Raw genomic sequence first — 20815 nt, forward strand, 5'->3', positions numbered from 1 at the left:
CCGTTTTCTATGGAGGCTCCATGAGCTGCAACGGAGCGGAAGCGATCCGCACGGCTGATTTCGTGCGGTCGTACATCGACCAGACCGGCAGGCTGGATTTCACCGACTACACCGCGTCCTTTCGAATCGCCGCGAGTTTCGAGGTGGTGTTGCAGACATTCGTCGTCCCGCCGTCAGGCCCCATCTTCAGAAGGTGGTCGAAATCCACCTCCTTCCCCTTGGCGCGGAGCTTGTCGGCGCGCTTGGTCGCCGCGTCGAAAATGGCCTTGGCAGACGATGGCATGCCCCAGCGGGCGGTTGTCAGGATGCGCTCTGATCATTCGCGTCCTGAGACGGCGCAGCGGCGTCAGCTTCATCGCTTGAGGCCATAGACCCCAGGAAGGCGTCGACTTGTGACCGCAGCTGCAGATGATTTCGAACTGGTCGCAGGTTAGCTTGTCGTCGATTGTCGCATCATCATCGTAGTTGCGCGCGGCCCTAACTGCCTGGATCGCTCAGGGCCTCGAAGGTCTGCCGAGCCCTGGCCGCGGCGCCTGGCGCCAGCCGTTGCAGTTCGGCCGTAGCCCGTGCCTGCATGCTGATCAGCAGAGGATCACGGCGCCCGGCCTCGCCGCAACGCCAGACCGACACCAGGCGCGCGAGCGCCGCATCAGCTTCGATAGGTAGCGCAGTCATTGCGGCCGTCCGACCAAGCGCATCCCAGCGAGCAGCCCGGTGATCAGATCGACCGTCTTTGCCGGCACATTAGGCCGCTGGCGCTGTTCTAGGTCGCGGTCGAGTTGTTCCAGATCGCGGGCGAAGGCCTCATCAGGGCCGTCAGATTGATCGTCCATATCCATCCTCCGTTGCCCGACCCGGAGCGGACTCATGCACGAGAACGAAAAGAGAACGACGATTGATTCTAGTTCGGGGCGATTTCGGGAATAGGAGCGAAATCGTCCACCATGTCCTGCATTTGTTCCGTTCACCACCCTCTCCGTAGAGGCGGCAAATGGTGTTGAAATGTAAGGGAAAAGATGGTGCCGGATGCAGGATTTGAACCCGCGACCTTCGGTTTACAAAACCGCTGCACTACCACTGTGCTAATCCGGCGCAGCCCGCCTTATGCTGGTGGAATCTCTCGAACGCAAGCATGGTTCGCCCATGCCGACGACGCCCTATCTCGCGCCCATACTGATGCTTCTGGCCTCGAACGTCTTCATGACCTTCGCCTGGTACGGCCATCTGAAATTCGGCGCCAAGCCCCTGTGGATCGTGGTCCTGGTCAGCTGGGGGATCGCCTTCTTCGAGTACTGGCTGGCCGTGCCGGCCAACCGCATCGGCCATCAGGTCTATTCGGCCGCCGAGCTGAAGACCATGCAGGAGGTGATCACCCTGCTGGTCTTTGCCGTCTTCTCGGTTTTGTATCTGGGCGAGAAGCTGACGGTGAATCACCTGATCGGCTTCTCCCTGATCGCGGGCGGCGCCTTCTTCATCTTCAAGGGACCGCTGTAGAGGCTCAGTCCAGTTCGGCTGCGATGCGGGCGGCCAGGTCCTTCAGGTGATCGGCGTCGGCCATGGGGGCGTGGCCGTGGCCCTTCATCGCGCGGTCAGCCCAGCGCGGCACGATGTGGAAATGCAGGTGGAAGACGGTCTGACCGCCGGCGTCGCCGTTGAACTGCATCAGGCTGAGGCCGTCGGGCTTCAGCGCCTTCTCCACCGCGCGGGCGGTGCGCTGGACGGCGGCGGTCAGCCTGGCCAGGGCCTCGGGCTCGATCTCCAGGATGTTGCGGGCCTGGGAGGTCTTGGACACGACCAGGACGTGGCCTTCCGACTGAGGAAAGACGTCCATGAAGGCCATGACGTCGTCGTCTTCCCACACCTTCACGCTGGGCATGTCGCCGCGCAGGATCTTGGCGAAGATGTTGTCCGGGTCGTAGGCGTCGTGCAGGCTCATGGGGAGGCTCCATCTGAGTTCGGCTCAAGCTAGCAGGGCGGAACGCGTTTCGCACGGGAGCGGAACACGGCGCCGTGCGCTATATGGTCAAGGTCAGCCGTTCGGAGGTTTCCATGCTGCGTTTCATCATCCAGGCCCTGGTCACGGCCGCGGGTCTGTGGCTGTCGGCCAAGGTCGTGCCTGGCGTGGACTTCACCTCCACCGGCTCCCTGGTCGCGGCGGCCGTCGTCCTGGGCCTGGTCAACGCCGTCGTGCGGCCGATCATGGTGATCCTGACCCTGCCGCTGACCCTGGTGACCTTCGGCCTGTTCCTGCTGGTGGTGAACGCCGCCATGATCGGGCTGACGGCCTGGTTCCTGGGCGGGTTTGCGGTGAACGGCCTGTGGGCCGGAATCGGAGCGGCTATCGTGACGGGCGTGGTCAGCTGGATCGCGGGCTCACTGTTCGGCGAAGGCGAGCGAGGCTGATCGGTCGGATTGACCTTCTTATTTTACCCGGATAAATCATCTTCATCCTGAAAGAGGAGAGGATGATGACCCAGACCTGCACCGCCTTCGCGGGACGCCGCATGATCGCCGCGGGCGCGCCGTCGGTCGTCGCCGCCGCGATCAAGCCGGCCCATGACGCGGGCGAGCAGGTTCTGGTGTTCAACGACGCCGACGCGCGACCGGTGGAGTTCGACCTGCGCGGGACCCTGGACGAGGTCGTCGCGCGATTACCCGCCGCGCCGGTCGAGAAGCGGGGGCCTGGACGGCCGAAGCTGGGGGTGACGGCGCGGGAAGTGACCCTGCTGCCGCGTCACTGGGATTGGCTGGCTTCCCAGCCGGGCGGGGCCTCGGTCGCTTTGCGCAAGCTGGTGGAGAGCGCCCTGCGCGAGGCCGAGGGGCCCGACCGCGTCCGTCGCAGCCGGGAGGCGGCCTATCGTTTCATGACCGCCATGGCCGGCGACCTGCCCCATTACGAGGAGGCGACGCGGATGCTGTTCGCCGGCGACTGGGCGGCCTTCGACGCGGCGATCGAGGCCTGGCCCGAGGATGTGCGCGACTACGCCCGGCGGCTGTCGGAAGCGTCGTGGCGCAACGGCCAAGGGCGCGTGGAAGAGAGGCGTGACGGGGGCGAGGTCAGCTCGGCCGGATGACCATGCAGGTGACGCGCCGCGCGCTCAGGGTTTCGCAGGCGGCCTGGGCGGAGGCTTCCGTCATGCCGGTGAAGCGTGAGCGATACCAGCCGTCGGCGTTCTGAACGTCGCGCTGGGCGTCGGTGAACTGGGTGCGGAAGCGGCGGCTGACTTCGTTCAGCCAGTTGCGGGCCACGGTTTCCTCGCGGAAGGCGCCGACCTGGACGGTCCAGCGACCGGCGGGCTGTCGAGCCGCGGCGCGGGTCGGGGCGGGGGGTGTGGCGTTGCGGCGAGGCGCGGCGGTCGTCGTCGCGCCCGAACCGCCGTTCAGGGCGGCCGTCATGCCCTCTGGCGTGCGGGCCTCGGCGCGCTGGGCCGAGGCGGGCGCGCGGGGCGCGGGAGGGGGCGGCGCGGCGCGGGCCGACGGGGGCGGAGTGATTTCGGTCGGCAGGGCGGCCGGCGGCGGGCCCGCGACATAGGCGACGGCGGTCGAGGAGCCGACGCCTTCGCCGTCTTCGTCCGAAAGGGAAGCGTAGGCGACCGGCGGATTGGGATCGACGCTGACGCCGTAGCCGCGTTGCTCGAAGAAGGCCTGGGCCACCTGGATCCGCTCGCCCTGGCCGCGACGACGCTGGACCTCGAAGCCGGTGTCCATCAGTTCCGCCACATGGGCGTTGCGACTGGCCGTCGAACGGCCGCCCATGACGATGGTGATGATCCGCTTGCCGTCCCGCACCGAGGAGGCGGCGAGGTTGTAGCCCGAGGCGTTGGTGAAGCCGGTCTTGATGCCGTCATAGCCGCGGCCCGTGGCCAGCAGGCCGTTGGTGTTGCGGTAGTCGCGGCCGTTGTAGAACCAGTCGTGCAGGCCCAGGTAGCGATAGTATTGCGGATAGTCGCGCATGACCGCGCGGCTCAGGATCGACAGGTCGCGGGCGGTCGTCGCCTGGCGCGTGTCGGGCAGGCCGTTGGCGGTGGTGAAGCGGGTCTGCTCCATCCCCAGTTCGCGCGCCTTGTCCGTCATCATCTGGGTGAAGCGGCCCTCGGAGCCGCCGATATGCTCGGCGATGACCACGGCCATGTCGTTGGCGCTGCGCACGGCGGTGGCGCGCATGGCGTCATCCAGGCTGATGGTCTGACCGGCGGCCAGGCCCAGCTTCGACGGCGGCTGCGAGGCCGCGCGGGGGGAGACGGTCAGGTTGTCGGTCAGCTTGACCTTGCCGGACTCCAGCGCCTCGAACGCCAGATAGAGGGTCATGACCTTGGTGATCGAGGCCGGATAGCGGCGGGCGTCGGCGAAGCGCGAGAACAGCACCTCGCCCGAGGCGGCGTCGACCACGATGGCGGCGTAGCGCGAGTTGTCGGAAGACTGGGCGACCGGCGGCGCGACGCCGACGGCGGGCGTCAGCACGACGCCCCCCACTACGAGGGCGGCCAGGAAGCGTCGGGCGAATACGGCGTTCATGGGCAGTTACTAGCCTCGTCACTATGGCGCGAAGACGACCTAAGATCACCGCGCGTTACAAAGGCTAACATCCGACTCGCGGGTTTCGGGAGGGTTAACAAGCCGTCAACGAGGTTGTGATCGCGGCGGAGGGGCAGGTGATCGACGTTAATATTGTGCATCGCACAAATTTCACTTGAAGTCATTTCGCAGATGCACCATATGCCGGTCGTCGCGATGGACCTCCCCCGTCGCGAACCCTTTTATCGCTTCAGGAGAGTCCCAATGGCCGACGCCGCCGAGACCGTGAAGAAGACCGTTGAACAAACCGCCGCCAAGGCCAAGGCCCAGGCCGAGACCTTCCAGGCCGCTGGCGCCAAGGCGTTCCGCGAAGGCGTGGACAAGTCCGTCGCCTCGCTGACTGAGCTGAACGCTCACGGCAAGAAGAACCTCGAAGCCGTGGTCGAGTCGGCCGCCGCCGCCCAGAAGGGCGTCGAGGCCCTGTCGCAGGAAGCCATCGCCTTCTCGAAGAAGTCCTGGGAAGACGGCGTGGCCGCCGCCCAGTCGCTGAGCCAGGCCCGTTCGGTTCAGGAAGTGGTCGAACTGCAGACCTCGTGGGCCAAGTCGGCCGCCGAGGCCTATCTGGCCCAGTTCGGCAAGACGACCGAAATCCTGACCGCCTCGGTGAAGGACAGCTTCAAGCCGATCAACGAGCGCGTCGCCGCGACCGTCGAGAGCTTCCAGGCCGCCCGCTAAGGCTGACCTGAGTTTCAGTAAGCGTACAGTAGCGTACGATCAGGCCCCGGCGGAGACGCCGGGGCCTTTTCGCGTCCGGTGTCAACGGCCGTCGGCGGAAACGGGCGCGTGGTCGATGCTGAAGGCGCGGGCCAGCCGCCAACGGCCGTCCTCCCATCGCCACAGGACGGAAAAGCGCGCCCGCCCGACCAGGGTTTCGGGCCCGTCGCCCTGGCGTTCGTAGAAGACGTGCCCGCCTTCCTCGACGGCGCCGACGCCGGGAATGGGGTAGACCCGCATCGTGCCGGTGACGAGTTCGCGGCGCGACCGCCAGGCGTCGGGGGCGCGGCGGGCCTCGCAGTTCTTGCGATAGTCCGCGATGAAGGCGGCGCGGGTCGCGATCAGCCCGCCCTTGTCGTGATAGAATTCGACGTCTTCCGTCACCAGATCGGCCAGGGCGGCGGGATCGCACCCGTCGAACATGACGGAGAACAGGGTCGCGTCGCGCTCGGCGATCGCCGCCTCCAGCGCGGTCTGGTCGGGAAGTGCGACGGGCGGGGAGGCGGGCGACTGATGCAGGGCGAGAGCGGCGATCAGTCCGGCGACGAAGGGCATGGGCGCGTCCAGGGGCGAAACGGGGCCTCATGGGTGCGACGGTTGCGGCGTCATGTCCCGTGAATCTTTGGTCACCCGAGCCTGCTCACGCAACGCGTGACTGGACGGACCTACAAATCAGGCCATCATCACCTATCTGATACAGGGACAACTCCCCCTCCCAAGACGGACGACGAATGCCAACCAGACGGCCAGGTGAACAAGGCGGAGGCGCAGGCGCCGCCGTCGTCGCCGAAACAAAGCCGAAGCTTCAGCGGCCCTCGCTTTATCGAGTGCTGATCCTGAATGACGACTACACGCCGATGGAGTTCGTCATCTATGTGCTGGAGCGGTTCTTCCAGAAGAGCCGCGAGGACGCGACCCGCATCATGCTGCATGTGCACCAGCATGGCGTCGGGGTGTGCGGCGTCTACACCTATGAAGTGGCCGAGACCAAGGTCGCCCAGGTCGTGGAGACGGCGCGCCGTCACCAGCACCCCCTGCAATGCACGATGGAAAAGGACTGAGAGGAACCCCCCATGCCCTCGTTTTCCCGTCCTCTCGAAGAGACCCTGCACCGCGCGGTCCACTACGCCAATGAGCGCCGGCACGAATACGCCACGCTCGAACACCTGCTTCTGGCCCTGATCGACGACGTCGACGCCTCGGCCGTGATGTCGGCCTGCAATGTCGATCTCGGCGCGTTGAAGACGGCCCTGACCCTCTATGTCGACAACGACCTGGCCGCCCTGGCCACGGCGGACGGCGACGACGCCAAGCCCACGGCGGGTTTCCAGCGCGTGATCCAGCGCGCGGTCATCCATGTCCAGTCGTCGGGCCGCGAAGAGGTGACGGGCGCCAATGTCCTGGTCGCCATCTTCTCCGAGCGCGAAAGCCACGCCGCCTACTTCCTGCAGGAGCAGGACATGACGCGCTATGACGCGGTCAACTTCATCGCCCACGGCATCGCCAAGAAGCCCGGCGCTGGAGAGACGCGTCCGGCGCGCGGCGCCAGCCCGGAGGACGCCGAGGACGCGGCCGCCGCCAAGACCGGCGGCGAGGCGCTGGAAGCCTATTGCATCGACCTGAACGAGAAGGCCCGCAACGGCAAGATCGATCCCCTGATCGGTCGTCAGGCCGAGGTCGAGCGCTCGATCCAGATCCTGTGCCGCCGGACCAAGAACAATCCGCTGCTGGTCGGCGATCCGGGCGTCGGCAAGACCGCCATCGCCGAAGGCCTGGCCCGCAAGATCGTCAACGGCGAGGTGCCGGAGGTCCTGAAGGACGCCACCATCTACAGCCTCGACATGGGGGCGCTGCTGGCCGGCACCCGCTATCGCGGCGACTTCGAGGAGAGGCTGAAGCAGGTCGTCAAGGAACTGGAGAACCACGACAACGCGGTCCTCTTCATCGACGAGATCCACACGGTGATCGGCGCGGGCGCCACCTCTGGCGGGGCCATGGACGCGTCGAACCTGCTGAAGCCGGCCCTGGCTTCGGGCAGCCTGCGCTGCATGGGATCGACGACCTACAAGGAGTATCGCCAGCACTTCGAGAAGGACCGCGCCCTGGTGCGTCGCTTCCAGAAGATCGACGTCAACGAGCCGACGGTCGAGGACACGGTGAAGATCCTCAAGGGTCTGAAGACCACCTATGAGACGCACCACAGGCTGCGCTTCACGGACACGGCCATCCGCACGGCGGTCGAGCTGTCGGCCCGCTACATCACCGACCGCAAGTTGCCGGACAAGGCCATCGACGTGATCGACGAGGCGGGAGCGTCGCAGATGCTGCTGCCGGAATCTAAGCGCAAGAAGGTCATCGGTCAGAAGGAGGTCGAGGCCGTCATCGCCAAGATGGCCCGCATCCCGCCGAAGTCGGTCAGCAAGTCGGACACGGAATCCCTGCGCGAGCTGGAGACCGATCTGAAACGCGTCGTCTTCGGCCAGGAGCAGGCGATCGAGCAGGTCTCGGCGGCGATGAAGCTGGCGCGGGCGGGTCTGCGCGATCCGAACAAGCCCATCGGCGCCTTCCTGTTTAGCGGCCCGACCGGGGTCGGCAAGACGGAGGTGGCCAAGCAGCTTGCGTCCACGCTCGGCATCGAGATGCAGCGCTTCGACATGTCGGAATACATGGAGCGCCACACGGTCAGCCGCCTGATCGGCGCGCCTCCGGGCTATGTCGGCCATGACCAGGGCGGCCTGCTGACCGACGCCGTCGATCAGCATCCGCACTCCGTGGTCTTGCTGGACGAGATCGAGAAGGCCCACCCCGACGTCTACAACATCCTGCTGCAGGTGATGGACAACGGGACCCTGACCGACGCTGTCGGCAAGAAGGTCGACTTCCGGAATGTCATCCTGATCATGACCACCAACGCCGGGGCCGCCGACAACGCCCGCGCGGCCATCGGCTTCGGTCGCGGCAAGGTCGAGGGCGAGGACGACAAGGCCATCCAGCGCCTGTTCGCGCCGGAGTTCCGCAACCGCCTGGACGCCATCGTGGCCTTCAAGCCGCTGGCCGCCGAGACGATCCGCTCAGTGGTGACCAAGTTCGTGCTGCAACTGGAAGCCCAGCTTGCGGATCGCAACATCACCATCGAACTGACGGACGAGGCGACCGACTGGCTGGCCAAGAACGGCTTCGACGAACTGTATGGCGCACGGCCTCTGGCCCGCGTCATTCAGGAGCACATCAAGAAGCCGCTGGCCGACGACATCCTGTTCGGCCGTCTGACGCGCGGCGGACACGTCAAGGTCGAGCTGAAGGACGGCAAGATCGCCTTCGACATCACCCCGGCCAAGGGCGCGGCGGTGAAGGAAGAGGAAGAAGAGACGGCCTGATTCCGGGCGGCGTCTTCGAAAGCTTGAGGCCCGGGCGGAAACGCCCGGGCCTTTTTCTTTGCCAGGTGACGCGGCATGGTCCGTGCGAGCGAAGAGGACTCATCATGACCGCAGTGCTGACCGAGCGGCAGAAGAAGTGGTTCGCCACGGTCCAGGCCAATCTGGAGAAGAACACCGGTAAGCCGCTGGCCGACTGGATCGCCATCATGAAGACCTGTCCCGAGACCGCGCCGCGCGCTCAGGCGGCTTGGCTGAAGGCGGAGCATGGCGTGGGTCAGAACCATGCGGCGCAGATTCTGGATGCTTGCCGCCCCACCGACGGCCCCGGCTGGGACGATCCCGAGGCCCTGCGCGCGGCGCTGTGGAAGGATGCGGCTTCGTTAGCGATCCTTGAGGCGGTCGAGCTGGTCGCGAACAACGTCGAAGGCGTCATCTCGGGTCAGAGGAAGGGCTACACGTCGTTTTCGCGCAGCGTTCAGTTCGCGGCCATGCGGCCGCTGAAAGGCGGTCGGGCTCTGTTGGGATTGAAGCTGGCGGTTGAGAACTCGCCGCGCCTGTCGCTCTCGGTGCGGCGGGAATCCTGGTCCGAACGACTGACGGCGACCATCGAACTGGACGCCGCCGATCGGGTGGACGCCGAAATCAGCCGCCTGCTCGCACAGGCGGCTGAAAATGGGTGACGGTCTTTCCTCCCTGTTTGCGGAGCGAATGGGGAGGTGGATCGGACGCGAAGCGGACGAGACGGAGGGGGCGACTCCACGGTTGATGTTAGCGCCGCCCCCTCCACCACTTCGTGGTCCCCCTCCCCATGAATGGGGAGGAAAGGAAAGAGTCAGCGCTTGCGGCCGAGCGCGCTGAGCAGCACCGCCGCGCCGGCGAGGATGCCGGTGGTCAGCAGGGGCTTGCGGCGGGCGAAGTCGAGGCCGCGACGGGCGGGGTCGCGCAGGTCGGCCGGGGCCTTGTCGACCATGCCGTCCAGACCGTCGATGACCCGGCCGTAGGCGTTCTGGGCCTTGCCCTTGAATTCGTTCAGCTTGCCTTCGACCTGCAGCTTGCTGTCGCCGGTCAGGCGGCCCAGGCCGTTCTGGAGCTTGCCGCCGACTTCGGTCGCGGCGCCTTCGATACGTTGATCGGTCATGTCGAACCCTATGCGATTGAGGAGGGGAGGAACGCCTGTTTCAAGCGCGTGCGCGGGCGGGCGGTTCCTCGGCATCCGGTCGTCGCGACGAATTGTCAGCCCTGGCGATAGGGCGACATCTCGTCGGCCATGGCGATCATCTCGGCCTCCACGGCCGGGCGTTCCTGGTCGAGATAGCGGGCGACCGGTTCGCGCAGAGCCGGGTCGGCGATGAAGTGGGCGGAATAGACGGGGGAGGGCAGGTAGCCGCGCGCGATCTTGTGCTCGCCCTGGGCGCCTGCCTCGACGCGGGAGAGGCCGCGCGCAATGGCGAAGTCTATGGCCTGGTAATAGCAGAGCTCGAAATGGAGGAAGGGGATGTCCTCCAGCGCGCCCCACTGGCGGCCATAGAGGGCGTCGCGGCCGATGAAGTTCAGGGCCCCGGCGATGGGCGTATCGTTGCGGAAAGCCATGACCAGGGCGATGCGGTCGGCCATGCTTGCGCCGACGCGGGCGAAGAAGTCGCGGGTCAGATAGGGGCGACCCCACTTGCGGTCGCCGGTGTCCATGTAGAAGGCGAAGAAGGCGTCCCAGCAGGCCTCGGTGATGTCGGCGCCGGTCAGGACGCGGATGTCGAGCCCGGCCTGGGCCTCACGTCGTTCGCGCCGGATGGTCTTGCGCCGGTTGGACGACAGGGCGGTCAGGAAGTCGTCGAAGCTCTGGTAGCCCTGGTTGCGCCAGATGAACTGGATGTCGCGGCGTGGCGACAGGCCCGCCTGGGTCATGGCGCGCCATTCGTCCTCGGTCGGGAAGTTGACGTGCAGGGACGAGACGCCCAGCCGATCGGTCAGGGTCAGGGCGCCCTGCAGCAGGGCCTCGCGCACCGTGGCGGCGTCCGTTCCCGGCGCGTTCAGGAAACGCGGCCCGGTTGCGGGCGTGAAGGGCACGGCGCCCAGAAGTTTGGGGTAGTAGCGTCCGCCGGCGCGCTGATAGGCGTCGGCCCAGCTGTGGTCGAAGACGTATTCGCCCTGGCTGTGGCCCTTCAGATAGAGGGGCATGACGCCGATCACGGCGCCGTCTTCGTCATGCAGGGAGAGGTGGCGCGCCGCCCAGCCCTGGGACGGGACGGCGCTGCCGGACGCCTCACAGGCGTCGAGGAAGTCGTAGGAGACGAAGGGATCGCCGCTCGGGGCCACGCAGGCGTCCCACGCGTCCCGGCCTATTGAGGCGATCCCGTCGTTGACCTGAAGGGTGAAGCTCACTTCACCTCGACGATGGCGTCGATCTCGACGGCGAAGCCCAGGGGCAGCTTGTACACGCCGACGGCCGAGCGCGAGTGCTTGCCCGCGTCGCCGAAGACCTGGACCATCAGGTCCGAGCAGCCGTTGACGACGGCGGGGATGGCCTCGAAGTCCGGGCCGGCCTGGACGAAGGCGCCCAGCTTGACGATGCGGACCACGCGCTCCAGGTCGCCGTCGAGGGCGGCCTTGATCTGGGCCAGCAGGTTGACGCCGCACAGACGGGCGGCCTCGGCGGCCTGCTCCGGCGTCACGTCCACGCCGACCGTGCCCTTGATTCCGCCGTTGGCGTCGTTCGACAGCTGGCCCGAGATGAACAGCTGGTCGCCCGAGCGGACGTAGGAGACGTAGCTGGCGACCGGCTTGGCGGGCTCAGGCAGGGTGACGCCGAGTTCGGCGAGGCGGGCTTCGATGCTCATGTCGGGACTCCGTTGAGGGGTTCGAGCGGGGGTTTAGCGCGCCGAACGTGCCGCGTCATCCGGGCTTCTTGAGCGCCCGTCCCGCCACGACGGCGGCGGCCCCGAACTTTTCGCGCAGGGCGTCGATGGCGGTCTCGGTCTTCAGGGCGCGGGTCTCGGCCGTGTCGAACAGGCCGGCCGGGGCGTCGCCGGCCTCGGCCACGTCGGCCAGGCCGACGCCGATCAGGCGATAGGGGACGCCCAGTTCGGGTTTCAGCAGGTCGCGGCCGGCGGCGAACAGGGCCCGCGCCGTCTGAACCGGCTCGGCCAGGGTGATGCGGCGGGTCACGATCCTGAAGTCGGTCTTGCGCAGCTTCAGCACCACGACGCGGCTGGATACGCCGTCGCGGCGGGCCTTTGAGGCTAGCTTCTCGCACAGGGGCCAGAGTTCGGCCTCCAGGGCCTCGGCCATGATCAGATCGTCGTTGAAGGTGGTCTCGGCGCTCATGCCGCGCCGGTCGTGGTCGGGCCGCACGGGGCGGGCGTCGCGGGCGTGGCTGAGGTCGTAGAGGCGCAGGCCCGTCTCACCGTACCGCCGGACCAGATCCTTGACGTCGGCGGCAGCCAAATCGCCGACCGTGGCGAAGCCGTCGGAGCGCAGGGTGCGGCCGAACACCGGGCCGACGCCGGGCAGGATGTTGACGGGGCGGGGCGCCAGCAGGCCCTTGGCCTCGGCCGCGCCGATGACGGAAAAGCCGCGCGGCTTGTCCATCTCCGAGGCGACCTTGGCCAGGAAGCGGTTGGGGGCCAGACCGATGGAGACGGTCAGGCCGACCTCGGTCTCGATCCACTTCTGCAGGCGGATCAACTGGAAGGCCGGCGAGCCGCCGTTCAGGCGCTCGGTGCCGGTCAGGTCGATCCAGGCCTCGTCCAGGGACAGGGTCTGGACGAGGGGCGTCAGCCGTTCCACCGCCGCGAAGATGCGGCGGCTCTCGGTCACGTACTTGCGGAAGTCGGGCTTGATGACGACGGCGTCGGGGCAGGCCTTCAGCGCCTTGAACATGGGCATGGCCGAGCCGACGCCGTGCAGGCGGGCGACGTAGCAGGCGGTGGAGACTACGCCGCGCTTGCCCCCGCCGACGATGACGGGCCTGTCGCGCAGTTCGGGCCGGTCGCGCTTCTCGACCGAGGCGTAGAAGGCGTCGCAGTCCAGATGGGCGATGGTCAGGTCGCCCAGTTCGTCATGGGCGACGACGCGGCGCGACCCGCAGGCCTGACAGCGCGCGACCTTGTCCGCGCCGGTCCACAGGCAGTCGCGGCAGACGCTCTTCACGGGACAGTCTTGGACGACAAGCAGAACTCCGGCCGGCGAGCTTCACCCCAGCTTAAGACTGGGCGGTTCATAGTGCATCAGAAGAAGGCGAAATGCCCTGCGCGGGAGCGCGATTTTAAGGCGAAACGGCCGGGTGGCGGATGTCCAAGAAAGTCCTCATCGTTGAGGATAACGAGCTAAACATGAAGCTTTTTCATGATCTGCTCGATTCCCAGGGCTATGAGACCCTGCAGACCCGCGAAGGGCTGCAGGCGCTGGCGATCGCGCGCCAGCATCGGCCCGATCTGATCCTGATGGATATTCAGTTGCCGGAGATTTCCGGGCTGGAAGTCACGAAGTGGCTGAAAGACGACGAAGAATTGAACCATATCCCGGTCATCGCTGTTACAGCCTTCGCCATGAAGGGTGATGAGGAGCGGATCAGGCAAGGTGGTTGCGAGGCCTATATCTCCAAGCCGATCTCCGTGGTGTCCTTCCTCGAGACGATCCGCAAGCATCTGGGGTAGGGCGGCATGAGCGCGCGCATCCTGGTGGTGGACGACGTCGAGACCAATGTCCGACTGCTCGAAGCCAAGCTGACGATCGAATACTACGACGTCCTGACCTGCAACGACGGGCTGACGGCCCTGGCCCTGGCCAAGACGGAGCAGCCGGACCTGATCCTGCTGGACGTCATGATGCCGGGGGTGGACGGGTTCGAGACCTGCCGCCGCCTGAAGAATGAGCCGCGGACCCGGCATATCCCGGTGGTGCTGGTGACGGCGCTGGACGGGCGGCAGGACCGGATTCGCGGGCTGGAGGCCGGCGCCGACGACTTCCTGACCAAGCCCTTGGACGACGTCATCCTGATGGCGCGGGTCAAGAGCCTGACGCGCCTGAAGATGGTCATGGACGAGCTGCGCGAGCGCGAGGAGAGCGGGCGGCGCGTCGGGGTGGACACGGCGGGCGTGGCACGGCTGAAGGGCTCGGGCGGGCGCGTCCTGGTCGTCGACGACAACGAGCTGCAGGCCGCGCGGATCGCCCAGGAACTGGCGGTCGAGCATCGGCCCCTGATCGAGGCGGACCCGGCGCGGGCGCTGGAGGCGGCGCGCGGGGCCGTGGACCTGATGATCGTCAACGTCGCTTCGGACGGGTTCGACGGCCTGAGGCTGATCGCGCGGGCGCGGTCGAAGGAGCCGACGCGGCGCCTGCCTCTGCTGGCCCTGGTGGACCCGCAGGATCGGCCCCGCCTGCTGAAGGCCCTGGACCTGGGGGCCAGCGACATCCTGACCCGGCCGATCGATCCGGAGGAGCTGGCGGCGCGGGTGCGGACCCAGGTGAAGCGCAAGCGTTATGGCGACTTCCTGCGGGAAAAGCTGGACTACAGTCTGGAGATGGCCGTCACCGACGCCCTGACCGGGCTGCACAACCGCCGCTACATGTCGACCCAGTTGCAGTCCATGGTGGGCCGGGCCAACAACGGCGGAGAGCCGGTGGCGGTGCTGGTGCTGGACATCGACCACTTCAAGGCGGTCAACGACGGCTTCGGCCACGACGCCGGGGACGAGGTCCTGCGCGAATTCTCGGTGCGGCTGGCGACCAATGTGCGGGCCGTGGACCTGCCCTGCCGATTCGGCGGCGAGGAGTTCGTGGTGGTCATGCCGGGCACCAGCCTGGAGGACGCCTACAGAATCGCCGAGCGCATCCGGCGCGATGTGGGTGCGGCCCCGTTCCGCATCATGGGCGGCCAGGCGCAGCTGAACATCACCGTCTCGGTCGGTGTCGCCTCCACGCCCAGCGGCTGGCAGGACACGCCCGAGGCCTTGCTGAAGCGGGCGGACGAAGGGGTCTACGAGGCCAAGGCTTCCGGCCGGAACAAGGTCGTGGCCCGGGCGGCCTGACTATCCTCAAGCTGCTGTAAGACAACGAAAAACGCCCGGCCGAGGCCGGGCGTTTCAAATCCTGCAGTCAGGTAGGGCGGAAGGCCTTACTTGATCTTGCCTTCCTTGAACTCGACGTGCTTGCGGACGACCGGGTCGTACTTCTTGACGACCATCTTCTCGGTCATCGTACGGGCGTTCTTCTTGGTCACGTAGAAGAAGCCGGTGTCGGCGGTGGAGTTCAGGCGGATCTTGATGGAAGCCGGTTTGGCCATCGGAATTACCTTTGCGACGGCGAAAGCCGCATGAAACAAGAGGCGCGGAACATACTCAGGCGCGGCCCAAAGTCAACGCCTGCGATGTCGCGTTGAGCAAACCATTGGAACGGCTAGGCTGCGGGCATGAAAACCATGATCTCCACAGCCCTCGCGGCCGCCGCCCTGACCCTGTTCGCTCCGGCCGCCTCGGCGCAGGCCGGGACGACCCAGGACGCCTTCTTCCGCAATCTGTCGGCCCTGTGCGGCCAGAGATTCGAAGGGAAGGTGGTCACGACCGACGCCGCCGATTCCGACTTCGCCAGCCAGAGGCTGCTGATGCATGTGCGCGACTGCACGGCCGAGGAGATTCGCATTCCCTTCTGGGTCGGCGCCGACCGGTCGCGGACCTGGGTGGTGACGCGCACGGCTACGGGTCTGAGGCTGAAGCACGACCATCGCCATGACGACGGGACGCCGGACGTCCTGCACTGGTACGGCGGCGACACGGCGGGCACGGGGACGGCGGAGCGCCAGGAGTTTCCGGTGGATCAGGAATCCATCGACCTGTTCAACGCCAACGACGCCTCGGTCTCGATCACCAACGTCTGGGCCATGGAGGTCCATCCGGCGAGGATGTTCGCCTATGAGCTGCGCCGTCCCAATCGCCACTTCCGGGTGGAGTTCGATCTGACGCGGCCGGTCGGGCGCTGAGAAGCGAAAAGACAGTCTGAATCGTCTGAAACCTCCGAATTCGCGCCGGCGAAAGCCGCGGCCGCGTTCGGCGCGTCGGAGGGCGAAAACAGGGTCTGAATCGTCTGAATGGTCTGAAAGCCTCCTTCCGCTTCACGGAGGGAGGCATGATCCCATGCGGTTGAGCCCAGGCTAGCGAAATGCCGGTTCCAGGCTGCAATCCCAACGAATTTCAGGGATTGGGGCGGGCGGTTCGGATGGCGAGGGGCGTCAGGCCCGCAGCTTTTCCAGCATTTCGGCGCGCTGAAGATCCTTGGGGCGGCCGAACAGGCGGCAGGTCTCGATCTGTTCGGCGACGGAGGGGGTGAAGACGGTGAAGTCCTCGACCGCCACCGGGACCCGGGTGGAGAAGGTCACGGGCGTCCAGTCGCCGCCGGCGCGCACGTCCATGCCGGCCATGACGTCGAGCGGCACGGGGGTGGTCAGGATCTGGCCGAAGACCTGGGAGCGGAACAGGCCCTCGCCAGGGTCCTGGGCCACCTGGCCGTGAAGGGATTCGATCAGGCGACGGGCGTCGCGCGGGCTGCACATGACGTCGATGTCCGGCACGTGCCAGTCTCGCAGGCCCCACAGGCACATGGCCGCCCCGCCGAACACCCACCACGGATCCTGCAACGCTGTGGTCGTGGAGACCAGGATGTCGAGGGCCGAGACGATGTCGTCGGGTAGATCGTCGGTCATGCGTCCTTCCTGAACAGCAGGCTGCCGTCGCCATAGGAATAGAAACGATAGCCGCTGTCGATGGCGTGGGCGTAGGCGGCCTTCATGGTCTCCAGCCCCGCGAAGGCGCTGACCAGCATGAAGAGGGTCGACTTCGGCAGGTGGAAGTTGGTCATCAGCACGTCGGCGGCGCGGAAGCGGTAGCCGGGGGTGATGAAGATGGCGGTGTCGCCGTGGAAGGGCTGGACCACGCCGTCCTCGGTCGTGGCGCTTTCCAGCAGGCGCAAGCTGGTGGTGCCGACGCAGACGATGCGGCCGCCCGCGGCGCGCACGGCGTTCAGGGCGGCGGCGGTCTCGGCCGAGACCTCGCCCCACTCGGAGTGCATCCTGTGGTCGGCGGTGTCGTCGGCCTTGACCGGCAGGAAGGTGCCGGCGCCGACGTGCAGGGTCACGGCGTGGGTCGTCACGCCGCGTGCGCGGATGGCGTCCAGCAGGGCGGGGGTGAAGTGCAGTCCCGCCGTCGGCGCGGCGACCGAGCCGTCGTGTTCGGCGAAGACGGTCTGATAGTCCTTGAGGTCCTGATCGTCCTCGGCCCGCTTGGCCGCGATATAGGGGGGCAGGGGCATGACCCCGACGTCGCGAATGGCGTCGTCCAGCGCGGGGCCGGCCAGGTCGAAGCGCAGGGTGACGAGGCCGTCCTCGCCCTTGGCGACGATCTCGGCGTCGACCAGGCCCAGGAGGCAGGCGTTGTCTTCCTCATGCCCGAAACGGACCCGATCGCCGACCTTCAGCCGCTTGCCCGGCTTCATGAAGGCGGACCAGACGTCAGGGGCGTCGCGGTGGTGCAGGGTGGCCTCGACCGGGACCGACAGAAGCTCGCCCTCCGGTCCCGTGCGATGGCGCACGCCCGACAGGCGGGCGGGGATGACGCGGGTGTCGTTGAAGACCAGGGCGTCGCCGGACTGAAGGAAGCCGGGCAGGTCGCGGATGATCCGGTCGTCCAGGGCGCCGTCCCTGACCACCAGCAAGCGCGCGGAATCGCGCGGGTCCACGGGACGCAGGGCGATGCGGTCCTCGGGCAGGTCGAAGTCGAAGTCGGCGGTCAGCATGAGGTGGGGCAAAGCGCACGGCCCGGCCTCGGGGTCAAGCGACGCGACTGGCGAAAACCGTCCCGGCCGCTATGTCTGGGCCAGCCGTGGAGTTTGAACGCATGACCGATCGCTATCTGGACGACCTGACCGTCGGCGAAAGCTGGACGGGGGAGCCCTTCGTCATGACGGAGGAGGAGATCGTCGCCTTCGCGATCCAGTTCGACCCCCAGCCCATGCACGTGGACAAGGCGGCGGCCGAGGCGGGGCGGTTCGGGGGCCTGATCGCCAGCGGCTGGCATGTCTGTTCGCGCGTCATGCGCCAGTTCGTGGACGAGGCCTATTTCGGCCAGACGCCGCTGCTGGGCATGAACGTCGACGCCCTGTGGTGGGTGCGGCCGGTGCGGCCGGGCGACGTCCTGACCGTCCGGCGCGAGATCATGGAAATCCGCCCGTCGAAGAGCCAGCCTGACCGCGGCGTGGTGCGCACCAAGACCTGGGTCACCAATCAGGACGGCGACCTGGCCATGAGTTTCGAGAACCAGATGCAGTTGCCGAGAAACGCCGCCGCCAGGCTTTAAGGCGGCGAAACCGGTGCGGCGGTTGACCCCGCGCCTGCGAGGCGTCAAAGCCCTGTGATGCTTCAGAACCTTGAAACCCTGTCCCGCGAGGCCCGTTCGTGGCCGTTTGAGCAAGCCCGCAACCTGTTGGCCCATGTGCTCAAGAAACGGCTGTCGGACGCGGAGCGGGACGCGGCCAAGCTTCTGATCGACGCGGGCAAGACGGACGAGGCCCTGGCGACCTTCGAGGCGCTGAACCGGCCGGTGATCCTGGAGACGGGTTACGGCCCGTCGGGCCTGCCGCACATGGGCACCTTCGGCGAGGTCGCCCGCACGACCATGGTGCGCAATGCGTTCCGCGCCCTGACCGGCGATCACTGGCGCACGCGTCTGATCGCCTTCAGCGACGACATGGACGGCCTGCGCAAGGTGCCCGAGGGGGTGCCGAACCCGGAGATGCTGCGCGAGGACCTGCACCTGCCGTTGACCAAGGTGCGCGATCCGTTCGGCACGCACGACAGCTTCGGCGCGCACAACAACGCCCGTTTGCGCGCCTTCCTCGACAGCTTCGGCTTTGAGTATGAGTTCATGTCCTCGACCGAGACCTATCGGTCGGGCCGGTTCGACGCGACCCTGCTGATCCTGCTGGAGCGTTTCGACAAGGTCATGGGCGTCATGCTGCCGACCCTGGGCGAGGAGCGCCGCGCCACCTATTCGCCCTTCCTGCCGATCAGCCCGATCACCGGCCATGTGCTGCAGGTGCCGACGCTGGAGCGCAACGTCGAGCGCGGGACCATCGTCTTCGACGACCCCGCCGGCGGCCGCACCGAGGTTCCCGTCACCGGCGGCCATGTGAAGCTGCAGTGGAAGCCCGACTGGGCCATGCGCTGGACGGCGCTGGACGTCGACTACGAGATGTCGGGCAAGGACCTGATCGAGAGCGTGCGCGAGAGCGGCAAGATCTGTCGCGCCCTGGGCGGCACGCCGCCGGAAGGCTTCAACTACGAGTTGTTCCTCGATATCGAGGGCAAGAAGATCTCCAAGTCCAAGGGCAACGGCCTGACGATGGACGAGTGGCTGCGCTACGGCACGCCGGAATCCCTGTCCTGGTACATGTTCCAGTCGCCGAAGTCGGCCAAGAGCCTGCACTTCAACGTCATCCCGCGCGCGACGGACGACTACCTGTCCTTCATCGAGCAGTACAAGACGCAGGAACCGGCCAAGCGGATGGACAACGCCGTCTGGCACATCCATTCGGGTCAACCGCCCGAAAGCGCCTCGCCGGTGTCCTTCGCCCTGCTGCTGAACCTGGTGGGCGTGGCCAACGCCTCCAGCAAGGATCAACTGTGGGCCTATTTCGCCAAATACCTGCCCGAGGCCACGCCGACGAACGAGCCCGTGCTGGACCGGCTGATGGGCTATGCGCTGAACTACTACGAGGACTTCGTCAGGCCCTCGAAGACCTATCGTCTGCCCGACGACAAGGAGAAGGCGGCGCTGCTGGACCTGGCGGAACGTCTGAAGGCCCTGCCGGCCGACACGACCGACGGCGAGATCATCCAGGGCGAGGTCTACGCCGTGGGCAAGGCGCATGAGTTCGAGCCGCTGCGGGCCTGGTTCCAGGCGCTCTACGAGGTGCTGCTGGGCGCCTCGCAGGGGCCGCGCTTCGGGTCGTTCGCGGCCATCTACGGCCTGCCCCAGACCATCGCCCTGATCGAGGCCGGCGCGAACGGGGATCTGGCCAAGGCCTGACCCCCTGCGCACGGGTGTTGACGTGAACGGGCGCCTGTAGCGAACTGCGCTCTCCTGAAAGGGAGAAGCCCGGTGGACTATGAGATCGACGAGGAGGCGCAAATCCTCCAGTTCGACATGGCGTCCGTCAATTCCGCCGACAAGGTGTTGGCGACCGTCCTGATGCTGATCGGGGAACGGCCCGATTTGTGCGGGTGGGACTGGATCGCCCTGGGCGACCCCTTGCCGGACGACGCCCGTCACGATCATCTGGCCCGGCTGTCCGAGGCCTGGGGACCGCCGCCGGCGGTCGAGGCGGTGACGGTCTTCGTCACGCCCGATCCCTTTCTTTATCTCTGGGCCAAGGTGATGGATTTTCAGTTCGTGCGGCGCAAGCATCTGGTGGTGCGCGACGTGGCGGCGGCTCGGAGCCTGATCGAGCGTCGCCGGGCGGCGCGCGGAGCTTGAACGTCTCAATCAATATGAACGGAAGATAACGACGCGGCGGGGGGAGCCTTCAGCTTCGCTGGCGCATTGTCTCCTCACGACACTCGATGACAGGAGAGAGACATGTCGAAAATCTTCAAGGCGGGTCTGGCCGCCACCGCTATGATCGCCGCCCTGGGTTCGGCCGCCGTGCCGATGACCGCCAGCGCTATGCCGCAAGCCAACGGCGTCACCAACTGCGACGCCCCGGGCGGTCGTCAGCAAGCGGGCGCAGGCATCGGCGCCGTGCTGGGCGGCCTGGCCGGCAGCCAGGTGTCCAAGAACGAGCGAGCCCTGGGCGCCGTGGTCGGCGCGGCGGCGGGCGCCGCGGCCGGTTCCTACATCGGCTGCAACCAGCAGCGCGCGCGTGCAGCCAACCAGGCGGCCTCCAACTCCTATCGCGCGACGTCGAACATCCGTATCCGCACAGGCCCGGGCACCCAGTACCGCCAGGCGGGCAGCCTGTCGGCCGGCCAGCCCTTCACGGCCGTCGGCTCGCAGGGCGAGTGGGTGCAGATCGCGGGCGGCGGCTGGGTCAACGCCCACTACGTCGCGCCGAACTGAGCCCTTTACGGTTCAGGCCTGGAAAGCCGCCCTTCGGGGCGGCTTTTT

27 protein-coding genes and 1 tRNA gene are annotated in these 20815 nt (G+C 67.0%); 15 read left to right on the forward strand and 13 right to left on the reverse strand.

The features are described 5' to 3' along the window. Positions 1–20 precede the first annotated feature (20 nt). The gene (locus tag ABIE19_RS05210; protein WP_354088063.1) at positions 21–371 is read left to right on the forward strand and encodes a hypothetical protein; all 351 of its coding nucleotides are present in this window, start codon (positions 21–23) and stop codon (positions 369–371) included. Positions 372–477: 106 nt separating this feature from the next. On the opposite strand, the gene ABIE19_RS05215 is transcribed toward ABIE19_RS05210, so the two are convergent. From ABIE19_RS05215 to ABIE19_RS05225, 3 genes are all read right to left on the reverse strand, one after another. Next, positions 478–675: a hypothetical protein gene (locus ABIE19_RS05215; RefSeq protein ID WP_354088064.1), complete on the reverse strand. Its 198-nt coding sequence runs from the start codon at positions 673–675 to the stop codon at positions 478–480. Continuing rightward, the gene (locus ABIE19_RS05220) at positions 672–833 is read right to left on the reverse strand and encodes a hypothetical protein (RefSeq protein WP_354088065.1); all 162 of its coding nucleotides are present in this window, start codon (positions 831–833) and stop codon (positions 672–674) included. Before ABIE19_RS05220 ends, ABIE19_RS05215 begins: the two co-directional genes overlap by 4 nt. A 184-nt stretch (positions 834–1017) precedes the next feature. Beyond that, positions 1018–1092: transfer RNA gene (locus ABIE19_RS05225), tRNA-Thr, on the reverse strand. A gap of 51 nt (positions 1093–1143) precedes the next feature. On the opposite strand from ABIE19_RS05225, the gene ABIE19_RS05230 reads away from it, so the two are divergent. Further along, positions 1144–1494 carry a DMT family protein gene (locus ABIE19_RS05230; RefSeq protein ID WP_354088066.1) on the forward strand — a complete coding sequence of 117 codons (351 nt, stop codon included), beginning with the start codon at positions 1144–1146 and terminating at the stop codon, positions 1492–1494. Between the two features lie 4 nt (positions 1495–1498). On the opposite strand, the gene ABIE19_RS05235 is transcribed toward ABIE19_RS05230, so the two are convergent. Continuing rightward, on the reverse strand, positions 1499–1936 hold the full coding sequence (locus tag ABIE19_RS05235; protein ID WP_354088067.1) for an HIT family protein: 438 nt from the start codon (positions 1934–1936) through the stop codon (positions 1499–1501). Positions 1937–2049: 113 nt separating this feature from the next. Here ABIE19_RS05235 and ABIE19_RS05240 point away from each other — a divergent pair, with 113 nt between their 5' ends. Continuing rightward, positions 2050–2403, forward strand: coding sequence for a phage holin family protein (locus ABIE19_RS05240; RefSeq protein ID WP_354088068.1), 354 nt, complete (start codon positions 2050–2052; stop codon positions 2401–2403). 65 nt (positions 2404–2468) lie between these two features. After that, positions 2469–3074 carry a DUF2239 family protein gene (locus ABIE19_RS05245; RefSeq protein WP_435521135.1) on the forward strand — a complete coding sequence of 202 codons (606 nt, stop codon included), beginning with the start codon at positions 2469–2471 and terminating at the stop codon, positions 3072–3074. On the opposite strand, the gene ABIE19_RS05250 is transcribed toward ABIE19_RS05245, so the two are convergent. Then, positions 3058–4515, reverse strand: coding sequence for an SPOR domain-containing protein (locus ABIE19_RS05250; protein ID WP_354088070.1), 1458 nt, complete (start codon positions 4513–4515; stop codon positions 3058–3060). The two genes, ABIE19_RS05245 and ABIE19_RS05250, sit on opposite strands and share 17 nt — an antisense overlap. A gap of 264 nt (positions 4516–4779) precedes the next feature. On the opposite strand from ABIE19_RS05250, the gene ABIE19_RS05255 reads away from it, so the two are divergent. Continuing rightward, on the forward strand, positions 4780–5250 hold the full coding sequence (locus ABIE19_RS05255) for a phasin family protein (protein ID WP_354088071.1): 471 nt from the start codon (positions 4780–4782) through the stop codon (positions 5248–5250). A gap of 81 nt (positions 5251–5331) precedes the next feature. On the opposite strand, the gene ABIE19_RS05260 is transcribed toward ABIE19_RS05255, so the two are convergent. Then, positions 5332–5844 carry a nuclear transport factor 2 family protein gene (locus tag ABIE19_RS05260; RefSeq protein WP_354088072.1) on the reverse strand — a complete coding sequence of 171 codons (513 nt, stop codon included), beginning with the start codon at positions 5842–5844 and terminating at the stop codon, positions 5332–5334. Positions 5845–6020: 176 nt separating this feature from the next. On the opposite strand from ABIE19_RS05260, the gene clpS reads away from it, so the two are divergent. From clpS to ABIE19_RS05275, 3 genes are all read left to right on the forward strand, one after another. Beyond that, positions 6021–6350 carry an ATP-dependent Clp protease adapter ClpS gene (gene clpS / locus ABIE19_RS05265; RefSeq protein WP_354088073.1) on the forward strand — a complete coding sequence of 110 codons (330 nt, stop codon included), beginning with the start codon at positions 6021–6023 and terminating at the stop codon, positions 6348–6350. 12 nt (positions 6351–6362) lie between these two features. After that, a complete protein-coding gene (gene clpA, locus ABIE19_RS05270) occupies positions 6363–8666 on the forward strand; it encodes an ATP-dependent Clp protease ATP-binding subunit ClpA (protein WP_354088074.1) in 2304 nt (767 codons plus the stop codon). Positions 8667–8770: 104 nt separating this feature from the next. Further along, a complete protein-coding gene (locus tag ABIE19_RS05275) occupies positions 8771–9346 on the forward strand; it encodes a DUF4287 domain-containing protein (RefSeq protein ID WP_354088075.1) in 576 nt (191 codons plus the stop codon). A gap of 152 nt (positions 9347–9498) precedes the next feature. Here ABIE19_RS05275 and ABIE19_RS05280 read toward each other — a convergent pair whose 3' ends face one another. The 4 genes from ABIE19_RS05280 to ABIE19_RS05295 all read right to left on the reverse strand — a co-directional run bounded on the left by ABIE19_RS05280 (position 9499) and on the right by ABIE19_RS05295 (position 12812). After that, positions 9499–9804: a CsbD family protein gene (locus ABIE19_RS05280; protein ID WP_354088076.1), complete on the reverse strand. Its 306-nt coding sequence runs from the start codon at positions 9802–9804 to the stop codon at positions 9499–9501. A 95-nt stretch (positions 9805–9899) separates the two neighbouring features. Continuing rightward, complete coding sequence (locus ABIE19_RS05285) at positions 9900–11045, reverse strand: GNAT family N-acetyltransferase (protein ID WP_354088077.1); 1146 nt, start codon at positions 11043–11045, stop codon at positions 9900–9902. After that, positions 11042–11500, reverse strand: coding sequence for a RidA family protein (locus ABIE19_RS05290; protein WP_354088078.1), 459 nt, complete (start codon positions 11498–11500; stop codon positions 11042–11044). Before ABIE19_RS05290 ends, ABIE19_RS05285 begins: the two co-directional genes overlap by 4 nt. A 55-nt stretch (positions 11501–11555) precedes the next feature. Continuing rightward, positions 11556–12812, reverse strand: a complete 1257-nt coding sequence (locus ABIE19_RS05295; RefSeq protein WP_354088079.1) for a DNA polymerase IV — start codon at positions 12810–12812, stop codon at positions 11556–11558. 140 nt (positions 12813–12952) lie between these two features. Between ABIE19_RS05295 and ABIE19_RS05300 the strand changes: the two genes are divergently transcribed. Further along, positions 12953–13318: a response regulator gene (locus ABIE19_RS05300; RefSeq protein ID WP_184273318.1), complete on the forward strand. Its 366-nt coding sequence runs from the start codon at positions 12953–12955 to the stop codon at positions 13316–13318. Positions 13319–13324: 6 nt separating this feature from the next. Then, entirely contained in the window at positions 13325–14692 is a 1368-nt protein-coding gene (locus ABIE19_RS05305; RefSeq protein WP_354088080.1) for a PleD family two-component system response regulator, read from the forward strand. 86 nt (positions 14693–14778) lie between these two features. Here ABIE19_RS05305 and rpmG read toward each other — a convergent pair whose 3' ends face one another. Further along, positions 14779–14946, reverse strand: a complete 168-nt coding sequence (gene rpmG, locus ABIE19_RS05310) for a 50S ribosomal protein L33 (RefSeq protein WP_003164451.1) — start codon at positions 14944–14946, stop codon at positions 14779–14781. A gap of 135 nt (positions 14947–15081) precedes the next feature. Here rpmG and ABIE19_RS05315 point away from each other — a divergent pair, with 135 nt between their 5' ends. Then, the gene (locus tag ABIE19_RS05315) at positions 15082–15639 is read left to right on the forward strand and encodes a hypothetical protein (RefSeq protein WP_435521136.1); all 558 of its coding nucleotides are present in this window, start codon (positions 15082–15084) and stop codon (positions 15637–15639) included. Positions 15640–15888: 249 nt separating this feature from the next. On the opposite strand, the gene ABIE19_RS05320 is transcribed toward ABIE19_RS05315, so the two are convergent. Continuing rightward, positions 15889–16359 (reverse strand): hypothetical protein, encoded by a 471-nt coding sequence (locus ABIE19_RS05320; protein ID WP_354088082.1) that lies wholly within the window; start codon positions 16357–16359, stop codon positions 15889–15891. Continuing rightward, complete coding sequence (gene queA / locus ABIE19_RS05325; protein WP_354088083.1) at positions 16356–17447, reverse strand: tRNA preQ1(34) S-adenosylmethionine ribosyltransferase-isomerase QueA; 1092 nt, start codon at positions 17445–17447, stop codon at positions 16356–16358. Before queA ends, ABIE19_RS05320 begins: the two co-directional genes overlap by 4 nt. Positions 17448–17548: 101 nt before the next feature. On the opposite strand from queA, the gene ABIE19_RS05330 reads away from it, so the two are divergent. The 4 genes from ABIE19_RS05330 to ABIE19_RS05345 all read left to right on the forward strand — a co-directional run bounded on the left by ABIE19_RS05330 (position 17549) and on the right by ABIE19_RS05345 (position 20767). Continuing rightward, a complete protein-coding gene (locus ABIE19_RS05330; protein WP_354088084.1) occupies positions 17549–18007 on the forward strand; it encodes a MaoC family dehydratase in 459 nt (152 codons plus the stop codon). Positions 18008–18064: 57 nt separating this feature from the next. Next, positions 18065–19738, forward strand: coding sequence for a lysine--tRNA ligase (locus ABIE19_RS05335; RefSeq protein WP_354088085.1), 1674 nt, complete (start codon positions 18065–18067; stop codon positions 19736–19738). Positions 19739–19810: 72 nt separating this feature from the next. Further along, positions 19811–20185, forward strand: a complete 375-nt coding sequence (locus ABIE19_RS05340; protein ID WP_354088087.1) for a hypothetical protein — start codon at positions 19811–19813, stop codon at positions 20183–20185. Positions 20186–20287: 102 nt separating this feature from the next. Beyond that, a complete protein-coding gene (locus tag ABIE19_RS05345; RefSeq protein WP_354088088.1) occupies positions 20288–20767 on the forward strand; it encodes an SH3 domain-containing protein in 480 nt (159 codons plus the stop codon). The last annotated feature ends 48 nt before the right edge of the window (positions 20768–20815 follow it).

Origin of the sequence: Brevundimonas faecalis, assembly GCF_040549405.1 — a bacterium.
Classification (GTDB): Bacteria; Pseudomonadota; Alphaproteobacteria; order Caulobacterales; family Caulobacteraceae; genus Brevundimonas; species Brevundimonas faecalis.

What these genes read in the sequence shown, in the direction of transcription:
- ABIE19_RS05210 (WP_354088063.1), top strand. Translation starts at nt 21, where the DNA reads ATGAGCTGCAACGGAGCGGAAGCGATCCGCACGGCTGATTTCGTGCGG.
- ABIE19_RS05215 (WP_354088064.1), bottom strand. Translation starts at nt 675, where the DNA reads ATGACTGCGCTACCTATCGAAGCTGATGCGGCGCTCGCGCGCCTGGTG.
- ABIE19_RS05220 (WP_354088065.1), bottom strand. Translation starts at nt 833, where the DNA reads ATGGACGATCAATCTGACGGCCCTGATGAGGCCTTCGCCCGCGATCTG.
- ABIE19_RS05230 (WP_354088066.1), top strand. Translation starts at nt 1,144, where the DNA reads ATGCCGACGACGCCCTATCTCGCGCCCATACTGATGCTTCTGGCCTCG.
- ABIE19_RS05235 (WP_354088067.1), bottom strand. Translation starts at nt 1,936, where the DNA reads ATGAGCCTGCACGACGCCTACGACCCGGACAACATCTTCGCCAAGATC.
- ABIE19_RS05240 (WP_354088068.1), top strand. Translation starts at nt 2,050, where the DNA reads ATGCTGCGTTTCATCATCCAGGCCCTGGTCACGGCCGCGGGTCTGTGG.
- ABIE19_RS05245 (WP_435521135.1), top strand. Translation starts at nt 2,469, where the DNA reads ATGACCCAGACCTGCACCGCCTTCGCGGGACGCCGCATGATCGCCGCG.
- ABIE19_RS05250 (WP_354088070.1), bottom strand. Translation starts at nt 4,515, where the DNA reads ATGAACGCCGTATTCGCCCGACGCTTCCTGGCCGCCCTCGTAGTGGGG.
- ABIE19_RS05255 (WP_354088071.1), top strand. Translation starts at nt 4,780, where the DNA reads ATGGCCGACGCCGCCGAGACCGTGAAGAAGACCGTTGAACAAACCGCC.
- ABIE19_RS05260 (WP_354088072.1), bottom strand. Translation starts at nt 5,844, where the DNA reads ATGCCCTTCGTCGCCGGACTGATCGCCGCTCTCGCCCTGCATCAGTCG.
- clpS (WP_354088073.1), top strand. Translation starts at nt 6,021, where the DNA reads ATGCCAACCAGACGGCCAGGTGAACAAGGCGGAGGCGCAGGCGCCGCC.
- clpA (WP_354088074.1), top strand. Translation starts at nt 6,363, where the DNA reads ATGCCCTCGTTTTCCCGTCCTCTCGAAGAGACCCTGCACCGCGCGGTC.
- ABIE19_RS05275 (WP_354088075.1), top strand. Translation starts at nt 8,771, where the DNA reads ATGACCGCAGTGCTGACCGAGCGGCAGAAGAAGTGGTTCGCCACGGTC.
- ABIE19_RS05280 (WP_354088076.1), bottom strand. Translation starts at nt 9,804, where the DNA reads ATGACCGATCAACGTATCGAAGGCGCCGCGACCGAAGTCGGCGGCAAG.
- ABIE19_RS05290 (WP_354088078.1), bottom strand. Translation starts at nt 11,500, where the DNA reads ATGAGCATCGAAGCCCGCCTCGCCGAACTCGGCGTCACCCTGCCTGAG.
- ABIE19_RS05300 (WP_184273318.1), top strand. Translation starts at nt 12,953, where the DNA reads ATGTCCAAGAAAGTCCTCATCGTTGAGGATAACGAGCTAAACATGAAG.
- ABIE19_RS05305 (WP_354088080.1), top strand. Translation starts at nt 13,325, where the DNA reads ATGAGCGCGCGCATCCTGGTGGTGGACGACGTCGAGACCAATGTCCGA.
- rpmG (WP_003164451.1), bottom strand. Translation starts at nt 14,946, where the DNA reads ATGGCCAAACCGGCTTCCATCAAGATCCGCCTGAACTCCACCGCCGAC.
- ABIE19_RS05315 (WP_435521136.1), top strand. Translation starts at nt 15,082, where the DNA reads ATGATCTCCACAGCCCTCGCGGCCGCCGCCCTGACCCTGTTCGCTCCG.
- ABIE19_RS05320 (WP_354088082.1), bottom strand. Translation starts at nt 16,359, where the DNA reads ATGACCGACGATCTACCCGACGACATCGTCTCGGCCCTCGACATCCTG.
- queA (WP_354088083.1), bottom strand. Translation starts at nt 17,447, where the DNA reads ATGCTGACCGCCGACTTCGACTTCGACCTGCCCGAGGACCGCATCGCC.
- ABIE19_RS05330 (WP_354088084.1), top strand. Translation starts at nt 17,549, where the DNA reads ATGACCGATCGCTATCTGGACGACCTGACCGTCGGCGAAAGCTGGACG.
- ABIE19_RS05335 (WP_354088085.1), top strand. Translation starts at nt 18,065, where the DNA reads ATGCTTCAGAACCTTGAAACCCTGTCCCGCGAGGCCCGTTCGTGGCCG.
- ABIE19_RS05345 (WP_354088088.1), top strand. Translation starts at nt 20,288, where the DNA reads ATGTCGAAAATCTTCAAGGCGGGTCTGGCCGCCACCGCTATGATCGCC.